The organism is Thalassomonas sp. RHCl1, from assembly GCF_947387555.1.
Classification (GTDB): Bacteria; Pseudomonadota; Gammaproteobacteria; order Enterobacterales; family Alteromonadaceae; genus Thalassomonas.
Map to the genome: position 1 here is coordinate 17,340 of NZ_CANDNZ010000016.1, position 12,623 is coordinate 29,962.

A 12,623-nucleotide genomic window follows, 5' to 3' on the forward strand; every position below is an offset into this window, starting at 1 on the left:
AGCAACTAGCCCGTCAGCAGCATTTATCTCTTGCCAGTATTGGGGTAAAAAGTTGCCTTTAGCTGTTGGTTGCCCCGATCAAAGATAACCTTTGGGGTGAAAAGTTGCCTTTTATCGTCTGGCGGCTTAGAGCACTATATTGCTAATTGATTATAACGAAAGGAATTTTACAGTAACGTGTTACTTTTTGCTCAGAATACCTATCCGATATCTTTGGGGTAAAAAGTTGCCTTTAATATTCGAACTCGCGATTTTGGGGTGGAAAGTTGCCTTTAAAATTTGTTCGTCTCTACAATGCAAGGTGAACTTTATCTTACCACAAGCGAACAGAAGGGGCTTGGCCTATAAAAGCTGGCTTTTCTTATCCTTGAAGCCGTCTATACTGTAAAAATAGGAAGTTAACCAATGCCGTACGGAATAAGGATGTTCAATTTTACAGATTCCATCTTAATGAATGCAGTCATCGCATTAGCCCTTTATGGGGTATTCGTTTCGCTTATCTCAATATTGATCATGAAGCTAGCAGACAGATTCTGGCCCAGGATGGATACAGAAGACATTGAGTTAGAAATAGAGATAGATAAAGAAGAGGTAGAATCGCCAAAGAATCAGCCATAGCTGATTTTGGCGATTTCGGCTGTCGTTATAGCTATTAGGCGTTACAGCTGTCTTTTAAGCCTTTACCAGCTTTAAAACCTGGTACTTTCGCTGCTGCGATTTGGATTTCAGCACCAGTTTGAGGGTTACGGCCAGTGCGCGCTGCACGATCCGAAACTTTAAAAGTACCAAAACCAACAAGAGCTACTTCACCACCGCTGGCCAACTCATCTGTTACCGATTGGATCAAGCTGTCTAACGAACGTGCTGCCGCTGCTTTTGAGATATCTGCACCTTCAGCGATTTTTTCTACTAATTCACCTTTGTTCATGTTTTTTGTTCCATAGTTGTTTTTGTTGTTATCGAATACTAGGGAATAAATTCTCCGCAATCAATGAAAATTTGTCAGATCTGTTAATAATATTGCCCAAATGTCGTTATTTGGGCGCTGTGGCCAGGTTTAACCTCTAAATTCCTTCTCCTAAAGAAGAAAATAAGCCCCTTTATGCAAGAAATTAACTTCCTGCATATAAGGGACTTAACGCTTTATTATTAATTTACCGAAGCTAGTTTTGGCCCGTCGGTAACGGCCGGACATTCATTTGAGACAAGTGTGGCTGTGATCCTCACACCGTTTCCTAATGCCAAATTCATGTCACAATTGGCTGTTGCCGTGATCTGCTTATCTTTTGCAGGGCTGGTAATAGCAACAGAGGTCAGTTTTTGATCTACCACTTTCCCCAGGGCATTATCAATCCGCTCGACCACAATGTTGATCACGGGGTCTGTGACTGCCATTGGCGGCGTTCCCGCAAGCTGTGCAGTGTAAGTGATCTTGAGATCAATAGTTTTAGTTCCCGCCTTGATCCGTCCCGGAAAGCTGTTGATCTTTATCGCCGTTTGACAGTTATTTTTCAGTAGCGGAGCAGCATCTTCCGGAGCAAAGCACAAGAGATCTGCATCAGTAAAAATAACATCAGGGATATTAACTAAATCTAGCCGGGCATTGATCAACCTTATACTGTCCTGCAAAGTTCCTGGTTTATCAAAAATGCGCGGAAATTCTCCCAGATCGGGATCCAGCATAGAAAGCCAATACTCCAGTCCGCTGTCGTCGCTGCCACCTCGAGCTCCCAAAGTACACGGAACCTTAGGGATAACAACCGTATCATGCTCGATACTTGCCTGGAATCCAAGGGACTGATAGATATGGTTAAATACCGATACCAACTCCTGAAGAATGCATTCCACAGATAATGCGGTATTCTTCTTATGGGTGGCCACCTGTGCCAAAGGGGCCACCTGGCCGAGGCCAAGGCGAACCATGCCATCTGCTGAGGCAGGAATACCGTCGATCCTGAAGCGGACAGTCTCAAGGAACTCTTCATTATCACCGTCATTGTTATCCGGCTTATCATCATAGATATTAAAGGTTTGCCCCGACTGGTCGCCAACTTCAAAACCATTAATGTCCTGATAAGGCGCATTGTCCTTTAACTGGAAGCAAACAGTCTTCCCGGCGCGCACAACATTAACCAAGCGGTTATACGGCGGCGAATTAAGGGCATTAAAAAAGCGGCTGGCTTTTTTATCCGGGCTGTCTCCCTTCTTATAACCTTCCCAGACACCATTAATATCACGCGGTTTGCCGTCAGCACCTGTGACCTTGTATTTGACCTGGACATCACCATCTTTAGTTGCAGTATCCAGAAATTCGATACACCAAGTTCTTCCCTTCATAACATTTTCTCCTCCGGGTTATACCCGATTAACTAGAGCAAAGGGTATAAAGAGATACGCAGAGAAGTTTATTTCGGATGCAGCAATTGATAAAAATATTACAGCGCCTTACAAGGCCTTGTTATTACATGTATAACCAGAAAAAAATACAGATGATCGTACTTTAGCCGCTATTGATTCATCTCCCCACAGTCTTAAGGCATCAACAAATACTTTAGTTTAGCCGGCTGACCGCTTCTTGATTGGTGTGCCCCTATAGGCTAGTGAACTTTAAAGCAATATCCGGACAGGTTTTCAGCAGTGCCTCACAACAGGGTTATGGTCGGGTCTGGTGTGTCCTGAACAAAGCAGACTTGAATAGCTAAAGTCTGCTTAACTCCACAGCTATCGGCTGCGTGAGTGGCTGCTTCAGCTTTGCTGAGCTAACCAGGGCGATACTGATCAGACCAAAAGATACAATATTTCCCCCGGCATAGACGTTATACTCCCGCCACGCTTATAGCAAACCATACCGGACGTAACTGTGAAAAAACTTATCTGCCTGCTCTCTTTATTATCAACATCTGTCTTAGCCCACGAATCGCAAAAAGATATTCAGGTAGAAGTACTGACGAAGGGCAGTTTGAGCTGGGACGGGCAAACTTTGCCACATTACCCGTCGGGGCAACCGGAGATCAGCATCCTTAAAATCACCATAGCACCGAATACCAGGCTGCCGCTACATCAACATGGCGTGATCAACGCCGGGGTATTGCTCAAAGGGGAGTTAACCGTGATCACCGAAAAAGGGGAAACATTGCAGTTAAAAACCGGAGATCCCATAGTCGAGGTCATTGGCAAATGGCACTATGGTGTCAATCAGGGTAACAGCCCGGCAGAAATCATGGTTTTTTATGCCGGCATTCAGGGGATGGCGAATACCATCACCCAGGACACCGGCAGTGAATAATAACCCGTTGATGCAAAAGCCATCACGGGAAAACTGACGGGATTTAAAGGCTTTGCAGGCGTTTTTTTAATCCGCCCAGTTGTAATGCCTGCACCTTATCCACCACAGGCGCCAGCTTTTCAAAGCCATCAGGACTGATACCGTTCACCTTGTAGGTCATGGTGACTTCAGTCACAGGCCCCTGGCTTTTAAACCCCCATTCCAGCGCGCCATACATGCCCATGCCTTGCAAAGGACCTAAACCTCCCGTCATACGCATAAGATGTGTCGGGTCAACAAAAGAGATACGCATATGCTCGGCTGATTTTCCGGCGCTTTTTTCACAAAAACACCCGCCGGCAAAGCTGTCTATCGACAAGGCCTTGGCATCCCCCCACCAGGTATGATCCGACGGCCACCATTGACCGACATCCCGGGTAAACACCCGCCAGGCTGTTTCCCGGTCGGCACTTACTTGTATTTTATTTTCAATAATAAATCCCGTTTGTGCTAGCAGTAACACTTCAGCGCTGGCACTAAACGCGCCAATAAACAAAGAGAGTGCGGTGACATGTGCCAAAATATTTTTTTTCATTATTATCCTTATCTGGCCAGGGTAGGCATTAGCGGCAGGCATCAAGATCCCCACCGTCTGTGGCATTTAGCTTATCAGCTAGTTAACCGGTTCATTTCTGACATATTTGCCATTATCAAAGGTGCTAAAGAAATGTTCAAGCATAGGATGCATGATGGGCTCAGAACTTGAGTCTCCACTAAGGTTTCGCTCTGCAACATAGGTGGAGCTGGCACTTTGGTGCACCAGCACATGATACCAGGGCTTGTCCTTTGGCGGACGGCTTTTGGCAACGGTTTCATACCAGTCATCAGTCGCCTGAAAATTGTGATCGACATCGACAATAACGCCACGATAATTAAAGAGCTTATGGTGTACCAGATCTCCTACAGAAAATTTTACGCTGACAATGTTATTTGCTGCTGTCATTTCAACTATCCCATTTGTTGATTCTCGTGAATTTTTGACAATTAAGCTGCATCGTCCGCTAAAAGTTAATATTACTGTAGTTTTTATCTAAATTTTAGCCCATTTTAATTATTACCGGTATGCTTATTCGCCATCAGACCATACCGCTAATTCATTGCCGCCGGGCTCGGTAAAATGAAAACGCCGCCCCCCGGGAAAAGAAAAGATCTCCTTGCTGATAGTACCGCCTCCAGCTGCTACTTTTAGCAAGCTCGCCTCAAGATCATTACTGAATAAAACAACCAGAGGCGCGCCCTGACCACTGGAAGAAATCAACTCGGATTTAAAGAAACCGCCGTCTAATCCTTCATTGGTGAAAGCGCTATAGTCTGGACCAAAATCCTGGAAAGCCCAGCCAAATACAGTTTCAAAAAAAGCCTTGGTTGCGGCTAAGTCTCGTGACGGAAATTCAACATAATTGATCTTATCAGCTGCTGGCATAAATCTTCTCCTTTTTATCTGTATGCATATAAGCTTATGTTCGAATATCATTTGAACATATGCGATTGAAGTTAACAAATTTCATTTAAATTTGTGATGCCATCATCTTGATGAAAATTAACAAAAAGTGCAGGTATCTCTAAGTGTACAAGCCATGTCTGATTTAAAACAAGATACTAAACTCTAAACAAAGTTTAAAACTCTAAACTTTTACCTGGACAAGTTTAGTTTAGGAATGTAAACTTCCCATCATTAAAAAACAGCAGTTCCTGTAAAAAACTGAAATAACAAGGCACTGTTATAATTGTACTTTTCGGATGTTCACACAATAATGTTTAGACCTCTCAACTTTATTGTGATTTGTTTATCTTTAAAAACAATCACTCAGTAAGCCAATGAATGACAGCCGCTGTTTATATACATCCCCTGATTAAGGAAAATTATGTTAGCAATGAATCAAGTGAAAAATAACCACCGGGTATGTGAGCAAGAACTTATTGATGTTATCGGCGTTGACGCCACACTCCGACTTGAACGGGCCTTTAGTGCCAGTTATCTGTACATACCGGCACGAGCACCAAGCAAAGCAATCATTAATGCGATAGGTTTGGCCCCGGCCATAAAACTGGTTGAGCACTTCGGCTGCGGCGATATCTGGGTACCAAAAGCCCTGTTAATGAAATACCGCAATATCAGCATCTGTCAGGAAAAAGATGCCGGTAAAACCCTACCTCAGCTCTCCGAACAATTTAAGACCGGCGTAGCAAACATCAGACGCATTTTAAAGCAAAGAGGGGCTGAAGGATCATTCAGTTAACCGCTCGGAACCTTAAAGTTGAATTTTTCCGGACATTTTTGTCTGTTTTTATCCGTAAATTGCCATGAGAGCAATTTAAAACTGAAAATGCTTGCCGAAATTATCACGAGTGAAAACAGCTGCCAGCTCAGAAATCACACGTTCTCCAGCGAAATTAAGGTAACAACCGGTGTAAATCTTTACACAATCTTTACGTTTCTTTTGTATGATTTTCCTGCTATTTGATGTTAATTTGCCCGACCCGGTGTAAAAGAAGCTGACAGCGCATTTGCTCAGCATCTGATTAAACCGGTTGGGGATATATCATGATGTATATCTAAAACAATATATATAACAAGTGGTTATATTGTTCAGGGATGAAGGTTTTATTTATCCCTGTAGAGAAAAAGATGGAAATAATAATGAAAAAATACCTATTAACCTCACTACTCCTCCTACCATTCTACAGCTTTGCGGATGTTGACCAATTATCAGCCAGTAAGATCAAAGAGCTGCAAAGCGATACCACCACCACTTATGTCAGGTGCTGGTACCGTCCATCAGAAAATCACGATCAAAGTGCAACCGACTGGGAATGGGCACGAAACGATAATGGCAGCTATTACAAATTATCCGGTTACTGGTATTCCAGCATCTCCTGGAAAAACATGTTCTATACCAATACCGACAATGCCACGATAATGGAGCGTTGTGAAAAAACCTTGGGTGTTGACGCGAAAGCGGCGGATGTCATTTTTTTTGCCGCCGACAACCGCTTTTCCTTTAACCATACCATCTGGACCAACGACACCAGCAGCAACAATGATAACCAGAGTAAAATCAACAAAATAGTAAGTATCGGTGATAGTATCTCAGACACGGGCAATATCTATAACGCCTCACAATGGTTGTTCCCGAATGATAACTCCTGGTTCCTGGGGCATTTTTCTAACGGCCTGGTATGGACGGAATACCTGGGACAGGCGAAAAACATACCGGTATATACCTGGGCTATCGGCGGTGCCGAGGGTGAAGACAGCTACGGCGTATTAACCGGTATTGGCGGTCAAATCGATTCCTATCTGGAATATATGCAGCTGGCGAAAAATTATGATCCCAAGGATACTTTGCTCACGCTGGAATTCGGCTTAAATGATTTTGTCAACGATGACCGCACCGTAGCCGAAGTCAGCGATGATTTTGCCGAAGCGCTACAGAGGTTAACCGCCAGCGGCATAGAAAACATGGTGATCCTGAATTTACCCGACGCATCCAAGGCACCGCAATTTAAATATGCCGAAGCAGGCAAAGCCGAAGAAGTGCAGGCAAAAATAGCCGCCTTTAATGCCTTTATCGGCGAAGAAGTCGCCCGCTATCAGGCACAGGGTTATAATATCGGCCTATATGATACCAGTACATTATTCGATAATGTGATCAAGGCGCCACAAGATTATGGCCTGCGCAATGCGACCGACTCCTGTCTGGATATCAACCGCAGTTCATCGATTGATTATTTGCTCAGCCATTCCTTACGCCCGGACTGTGCCACCTACGGCTCAGACAGCTATCTGTTTTGGGGCGTTACCCACCCGACAACCAAGGCCCATAGCGTGATTGCCGAAGAAGTGGTTAACACTTTATTGCCGGCGTTTAATTTCTGAGCCATAGTTCGCTATTAATACAGACCAGGGGACAAGTGTTACAGCCCTTGGTCTGCACTCAGGCAATTAATAGTTCACTTTAAGCTGTGCTGACGATGTTACATGCACCGTGACTTTTTTAAGCACCTGCTGATGATTATCCATACCGCCAAGGGTGATCAGTTTACCGTCAAGTTCCAGCAGACCCCGGTGATCCATAGTTTTATCGCCAGACTTCAAGATTTGCCAGCGATCATTTTCGGCATTAAAAAGCCAAATAGCATCTGTTGCTGCAGATGCCCGGCCATCATAACCTATACCATTGTAATTATAGGGATTGGTACTGCCGCCGATAAAAACGATATCTTCGCCTGTTGATGTCGCCGCCATACGGTAACGGCCTTTCCCCGTGGGATGTTTGATCACCCGCCAATCGATTTTCGCTGGATTTTCAGGATTAATCATTCCTTTAAGACATTGGGCAATACCTTTATAACTGCGGCGTTTATTCAAATGCGCCACGATTGCCACACCGTCGCATACCAACATAGTGTTGCCGGAAATCGCTGCCGCCTGTCCAAAAACCGGCAGCCCTAAAAAAGGCGATGCCTGCTGCCAGCGATTTTCCTCAATATCATATACCTGAACCAGGTTAACATTGCCGTCATTATGCCAGCCACTGACCAGATAAATATAACGGTTTTGATAGACCAGGGCGACGCTGTCATCCACAGGTACCGGCATAGGGGCAAGCCGCTGGTAACTATCGGTTTGAACATCATAACGATAAACATCGGGAGAAGAGACTTCATGGCCCGACTTTTCAACGGTATAACCGCCAAAGAGGTAAGCAAACCGGCCTACGCCAACGGCGACAGCAGCCAGGCGGCCTACAGGTTCAATACTGCCGGGCACAGGGCTTTTTTCCTGCCATTGTTCCTGGCCAAGCTTTAATGCCCACACTTTATTATGAACCGCCAGATGATCTTTTCCCGGCCCTAAGCCCATAAAACTGAGCAAATACCGGCTATCCTCTGTCTCTACTTTAGCTACGGCATTATTACTAACGGGTTCAGGCAAAGACGGAAACGTATTAGCACCGACAGCGGCGCTAAGCAAAGCCAGGGAGAAAAACATTATTTTCTTCATATTCTTTTTCGGGAAGGATTAGAGATTATTCGGCCAGTTTACTGTCCTGGGCGCATAGCTACCAGAAATTTCTGAATTCTAAAATTGAAAGCTGCCTTTGCGCGAAATATTGTTCAGATAAGTAAGGGTATCAAGACACAAGTGCTACAAGTATTCGTTCCTTAATCCGGATTTACCGTCATGCTCCTTCATTATTCAACAGCTCGTTGATAAATTTCTGCTGTAACTTTTTCAGCTCTCCCGTCCTTTTCATCGACTTAATCACGGCATCAATTTTTGACAATAGCTGGCGGTGCTTCTTATGAAGATAATGATAAAGCTTTAATTGACTTAGCTCGGGAGATAAGGGCCCGATATCTTCAATGCCCAACACCTTCAATTGAAGAGCACCATTGAAGCTCGAAGCAATAGCAAAATCAACACGGTTAGCCGCCAGGATTTTCATCATTTCGCCGACATCATCGAGCGTAACCACATTATCCACCTGCGCATCCCTTAGGCCGATTTCAGCATATTTCATCCCCCTGACCATAGCGACAGTATAGCCTTTGAGGGAAAGCCATCCGGTGAGCTTGAAGTTGTGTTTTTTTGAGAAGACCGATACTCCCCAGGTCATATAAGAGGTAGGTACACGTAACAGATCAGGATATAGCTCGCCGATCCGGTAAATTCTCTGGGCTTCCGCATCCAGCTGACCGCTACTGGATTCGACCAGGGCCCTTTTTCCCGGCAATTCAACAAATGTTACCGCAATGCCTAATCGCTGATAAATCACCTTGAGCACTTGTGCCGCAACTTTTTGATCCGGTGTATTTTGGATCAAAGCTATCCTGAAAGCTTCGCCGCAAGAGAGAGGCGAAATAAAAAAGCAACACAATACCAATAGCAACTTTGCCATACTTTCCCCTCAAGCCGCGATAAGAGCCTCATAAAAATACGGCAAGCTCAATAGCATCAATCGACTGTTCACGGCTGATGTTGGTTTCCTCTTCTATATTTTAAAGGCAAAGACAGTTATCTGCCTCAAGCGCTTTTATTCCAAACACTGAGCAATATATTTTTCCAGAAACTTGTTGAAACCCAAATGCTCTATTAATCTTTGAATAATAATAGTTTTTAATCATAACAAATATTCAGGGAACTATTTATGGACGATCAAGCCAATGATCAAAACCCTCATTTTGATTTACCTGCCAATGTCACCTGCTTTGCACGTACGGAGAATGCCGCAGGCAGTGAACGCGCCTTATGCCTTGAACAGCTGAGGGACAGGGCGCTTCCCTACCAGGAATTTCGCAAAAACGCCGACAAATTGTTTAATTTGATTGCCGATGACATGGCGCTGCAATATATCGAACAAGAGGTCATTTTACCCCCCATATTCCGGGCCGGTTTAAGCCTGTTACCCGTTTTTATGAAGCGCATCGAGAATTCCCGGTTATGCTCCATCGGGGTAAAACGCAACGAAGAAACCGCCATGCCCGAGCCTTATCTGTTTAAGGTACCGCCGCAAGTGAGCGAACAGGCAAAATTTATTATCCTCGAACCGATGATCGCCACCGCAGGTACCATGTGTTATAGCCTGGGGATGCTCAAACAACAGGGCTATAATTTAAATAATATACAGATCATTGCTGTTTTTTGTGCTTTGGAAGCCGTCAACAAGCTGCAGCAGGAATTTCCACAAGTGCAGGTATATACCGAAGTTGTTGATCCGATTTTGGATGACAAAAAATATATCGTGCCCGGATGTGGTGATTTTGGCGACAGGTATTTTGGTACCTGAGGAAGATCCCATGAAAAAATATAGCAAACCGGCGCATGTCGTCCTGACTTCCCATGCCAACCAGGTATTTAAAGAGTCGGCTCCGGTCAACTGGGGCGCCGAAGATCCGAGGGAGCGCGGCGCCGTTATCGCCACGATTTCCAGCAAGGCAAAACGCAATGCCATCGGTTCCCACAGCGGCAGTTATACTGTTTACCGGGCACTGTCGATTGCTTCCGGCTCCTTTGCCCAGGATCATATCCCGGATCTGACCAACACCAGTCCAACGGTGAATATCACGCCCAAAGCTTCCTGGTTTGACGGCGACAAAATTATCTCCCTCGACCCCTGGGGCGCCAGCATAGATGATGTTTTCCGCCCCGAACTGGAGCAGGGTTATAACATCCAGCCTTCCATTGCCATTACCCAGGCCCATCTGACCTTGCCGGAAATTTATGATGCCGTTGACAAGGGGCGCCTGAAACCGGACGATAAAATTGTTAAAAGCAACAAAGATGTCTTTGTCACTAAAGTGGCGATAGAGCCGGTCTGGTATTTACCCGGTATCGCCAAACGTTTTGGCATTGCCGAAGGAGAGCTGAGAAAAATTCTGTTTCAGGAAACCGGCGGCATGTTCCCCGAGCTGGTCACCCGGCCGGACTTAAAAATACTGTTACCACCCATTGGCAGTACCACCGCCTATATTTTCGGCGATATTGACGACCTTGCCGATAAAAGTAAGGAATTAACCTGCCGGGTCCATGATGAATGTAACGGCTCGGATGTGTTTGGCTCTGACATTTGTACCTGCCGTCCCTACCTGATGCACGGCATAGAAGAGGCGGTAAGAACCGCCCAGCAGGGAGGCGTTGGCCTGATTGTTTATTTTCGCAAAGAAGGCCGTGCCCTGGGAGAGGTTACCAAATTACTGGTTTACAATGCCAGGAAACGACAAAAAGGCGGTGACAGCGCCGCCACCTATTTTGAGCGCACCGAATGCGTAGCCGGCGTCCAGGACGCCCGCTTTCAGGAATTTATGCCGGATGTGCTGCACTGGTTCGGGATCAAAAAAATCGACCGCCTGGTGTCCATGAGCAACATGAAATACAACGCCATCATCAAATCCGGCATCGAAGTAAAGCATAGGATCTCTATACCCGATGAATTGATCCCCGACGATGCCCAGGTAGAAATTGAAGCGAAAAAAGCTGCCGGGTATTTTACCGCAGATGAGGCGTTAACCGCAGAAGAACTGGAAAAAGTCAAAGGGCGGGACCTATCATGAGCGGCGAAGAGCAGGCGATAAACCGGGTTGAAGACTTACTGACGCCACAAGCGATCAGAAGCCGGTGCTGGCAAATCTACCAGCTCAGCCTGGACGGACATGGCAATTTCAACATCAAACTTGATCGCCTGACTGAGGTTGCCGATTACGTGCTTGCTGAAATGAAAGAGAATTATCCGGACCTCAATATCCCTTTTCATTCCCGCTGGTCTCATTTCAACGCCGGCGGCATCAAGCGCACCGAGGTGTTAAACGAGAAAATAAAAGCCTTGTCCGCCCCGGACCAGGCCCGGGCAAAAATAGATCTGGTGTTGATCTCGGTGCTGCTCGATGCCGGGGCAGGGGAGCAGTGGCACTATAAAGAGGCGCAAAGCGCTAAAGCATTCAGCCGCTCCGAAGGGCTCGCCATTGCCAGTTTCGATATGTTTATATCCGGCGCCTTCTCCAGTAACCCCAACAAGCCTTTTCAGGCAGATGCCAAAACATTATCCGCCTTTAGCCGTGAGCAATTAATCACAGGTTTTCAGGTAAGTGACAACAATCCGTTAACCGGCATCGACGGCCGGGTCAATTTACTGCGCGCCCTGGGCCGGGCCCTGAGTAACAAAGCAGAAATCTTTCACCAGCAGCGGCCGGGGAATTTAGTAGATGCCTTAATCCGCTTACATGGTAAAAACATCAGTGCAGAACATATTCTCAGCCTGGTACTGAGCGGTTTTGGTGAGATCTGGCCCGGCAGGATCAGCATAGGCGATACCTGCCTGGGGGATGTCTGGGAATATCCGTTATTGCAAAGCCAGGATCCTCTTTCCGCCCTGGTGCCTTTCCATAAACTGTCCCAGTGGCTGACTTACTCGTTAATTGAACCTATAACAGAGGCCGGCATAAAAGTGAGCGGTGTAGAAAACCTCACCGGACTGGCAGAATATCGCAATGGTGGCCTGCTGCTGGACAGGGGATTAATCGAGCTAAAATATAAAAGCCAGGCCAAGCTGCTACACAGCCCCGACAGTGAACTCATCATAGAATGGCGCGCATTAACCCTGGTATTGCTGGATAAAATCGCCGGGCAAATACGGGAAAAACTGCATTTATCCGCCGCCGAGTTGCCGCTGGCAAAAGTATTGGAAGGCGGAACCTGGCACGCGGGCAGAAAAGCCGCCAAAGCGTTAAGGAGCGACGGCTCGCCACCACTCAAACTCGACAGCGACGGCACCGTTTTTTAAATATGCCCAACCAA

13 protein-coding genes are annotated in these 12,623 nt (G+C 46.0%); 6 read left to right on the forward strand and 7 right to left on the reverse strand.

From position 1 onward, the window contains the following. Positions 1 to 652: 652 nt before the first annotated feature. Both QL234_RS27400 and QL234_RS27405 read right to left on the reverse strand, forming a co-directional pair. A complete protein-coding gene (locus tag QL234_RS27400; protein ID WP_044835713.1) occupies positions 653 to 928 on the reverse strand; it encodes an HU family DNA-binding protein in 276 nt (91 codons plus the stop codon). 221 nt (positions 929 to 1,149) lie between these two features. After that, on the reverse strand, positions 1,150 to 2,337 hold the full coding sequence (locus QL234_RS27405; protein ID WP_281560943.1) for a hypothetical protein: 1,188 nt from the start codon (positions 2,335 to 2,337) through the stop codon (positions 1,150 to 1,152). A gap of 523 nt (positions 2,338 to 2,860) precedes the next feature. Between QL234_RS27405 and QL234_RS27410 the strand changes: the two genes are divergently transcribed. Beyond that, positions 2,861 to 3,286 (forward strand): cupin domain-containing protein, encoded by a 426-nt coding sequence (locus QL234_RS27410; protein WP_281560944.1) that lies wholly within the window; start codon positions 2,861 to 2,863, stop codon positions 3,284 to 3,286. Positions 3,287 to 3,329: 43 nt separating this feature from the next. Here the strand turns inward: QL234_RS27410 and QL234_RS27415 are convergent, their stop codons facing one another. The 3 genes from QL234_RS27415 to QL234_RS27425 form a co-directional block, all read right to left on the reverse strand. Continuing rightward, on the reverse strand, positions 3,330 to 3,860 hold the full coding sequence (locus tag QL234_RS27415; RefSeq protein ID WP_281560945.1) for an SRPBCC domain-containing protein: 531 nt from the start codon (positions 3,858 to 3,860) through the stop codon (positions 3,330 to 3,332). Between the two features lie 78 nt (positions 3,861 to 3,938). Further along, on the reverse strand, positions 3,939 to 4,268 hold the full coding sequence (hspQ, locus tag QL234_RS27420) for a heat shock protein HspQ (protein ID WP_281560946.1): 330 nt from the start codon (positions 4,266 to 4,268) through the stop codon (positions 3,939 to 3,941). Between the two features lie 123 nt (positions 4,269 to 4,391). After that, positions 4,392 to 4,748: a VOC family protein gene (locus tag QL234_RS27425; RefSeq protein ID WP_281560947.1), complete on the reverse strand. Its 357-nt coding sequence runs from the start codon at positions 4,746 to 4,748 to the stop codon at positions 4,392 to 4,394. Between the two features lie 442 nt (positions 4,749 to 5,190). Between QL234_RS27425 and QL234_RS27430 the strand changes: the two genes are divergently transcribed. Further along, positions 5,191 to 5,565: a hypothetical protein gene (locus tag QL234_RS27430; protein WP_281560948.1), complete on the forward strand. Its 375-nt coding sequence runs from the start codon at positions 5,191 to 5,193 to the stop codon at positions 5,563 to 5,565. A 401-nt stretch (positions 5,566 to 5,966) separates the two neighbouring features. Beyond that, positions 5,967 to 7,205 (forward strand): SGNH/GDSL hydrolase family protein, encoded by a 1,239-nt coding sequence (locus tag QL234_RS27435; protein WP_281560949.1) that lies wholly within the window; start codon positions 5,967 to 5,969, stop codon positions 7,203 to 7,205. Between the two features lie 66 nt (positions 7,206 to 7,271). On the opposite strand, the gene QL234_RS27440 is transcribed toward QL234_RS27435, so the two are convergent. Both QL234_RS27440 and QL234_RS27445 read right to left on the reverse strand, forming a co-directional pair. After that, positions 7,272 to 8,321: a kelch repeat-containing protein gene (locus QL234_RS27440; RefSeq protein ID WP_281561026.1), complete on the reverse strand. Its 1,050-nt coding sequence runs from the start codon at positions 8,319 to 8,321 to the stop codon at positions 7,272 to 7,274. A 190-nt stretch (positions 8,322 to 8,511) separates the two neighbouring features. After that, the gene (locus QL234_RS27445) at positions 8,512 to 9,156 is read right to left on the reverse strand and encodes a transporter substrate-binding domain-containing protein (RefSeq protein WP_281560950.1); all 645 of its coding nucleotides are present in this window, start codon (positions 9,154 to 9,156) and stop codon (positions 8,512 to 8,514) included. 324 nt (positions 9,157 to 9,480) lie between these two features. Between QL234_RS27445 and upp the strand changes: the two genes are divergently transcribed. From upp to QL234_RS27460, 3 genes are read left to right on the forward strand one after another with little or no spacing between them, the layout of a single operon-like run. Beyond that, positions 9,481 to 10,119 carry a uracil phosphoribosyltransferase gene (upp, locus tag QL234_RS27450; protein ID WP_281560951.1) on the forward strand — a complete coding sequence of 213 codons (639 nt, stop codon included), beginning with the start codon at positions 9,481 to 9,483 and terminating at the stop codon, positions 10,117 to 10,119. Positions 10,120 to 10,129: 10 nt separating this feature from the next. Then, the gene (locus QL234_RS27455; RefSeq protein WP_281560952.1) at positions 10,130 to 11,383 is read left to right on the forward strand and encodes a GTP cyclohydrolase II; all 1,254 of its coding nucleotides are present in this window, start codon (positions 10,130 to 10,132) and stop codon (positions 11,381 to 11,383) included. Continuing rightward, positions 11,380 to 12,609 carry a URC4/urg3 family protein gene (locus tag QL234_RS27460; protein ID WP_281560953.1) on the forward strand — a complete coding sequence of 410 codons (1,230 nt, stop codon included), beginning with the start codon at positions 11,380 to 11,382 and terminating at the stop codon, positions 12,607 to 12,609. The genes QL234_RS27455 and QL234_RS27460 overlap by 4 nt, the downstream gene beginning before the upstream one ends. Positions 12,610 to 12,623 lie beyond the last annotated feature (14 nt).

Coding starts and splice junctions, on each gene's coding strand:
- QL234_RS27400 (WP_044835713.1), bottom strand. CDS start 928: ATGAACAAAGGTGAATTAGTAGAAAAAATCGCTGAAGGTGCAGATATC.
- QL234_RS27405 (WP_281560943.1), bottom strand. CDS start 2,337: ATGAAGGGAAGAACTTGGTGTATCGAATTTCTGGATACTGCAACTAAA.
- QL234_RS27415 (WP_281560945.1), bottom strand. CDS start 3,860: ATGAAAAAAAATATTTTGGCACATGTCACCGCACTCTCTTTGTTTATT.
- hspQ (WP_281560946.1), bottom strand. CDS start 4,268: ATGACAGCAGCAAATAACATTGTCAGCGTAAAATTTTCTGTAGGAGAT.
- QL234_RS27425 (WP_281560947.1), bottom strand. CDS start 4,748: ATGCCAGCAGCTGATAAGATCAATTATGTTGAATTTCCGTCACGAGAC.
- QL234_RS27430 (WP_281560948.1), top strand. CDS start 5,191: ATGTTAGCAATGAATCAAGTGAAAAATAACCACCGGGTATGTGAGCAA.
- QL234_RS27435 (WP_281560949.1), top strand. CDS start 5,967: ATGAAAAAATACCTATTAACCTCACTACTCCTCCTACCATTCTACAGC.
- QL234_RS27440 (WP_281561026.1), bottom strand. CDS start 8,321: ATGTTTTTCTCCCTGGCTTTGCTTAGCGCCGCTGTCGGTGCTAATACG.
- upp (WP_281560951.1), top strand. CDS start 9,481: ATGGACGATCAAGCCAATGATCAAAACCCTCATTTTGATTTACCTGCC.
- QL234_RS27455 (WP_281560952.1), top strand. CDS start 10,130: ATGAAAAAATATAGCAAACCGGCGCATGTCGTCCTGACTTCCCATGCC.
- QL234_RS27460 (WP_281560953.1), top strand. CDS start 11,380: ATGAGCGGCGAAGAGCAGGCGATAAACCGGGTTGAAGACTTACTGACG.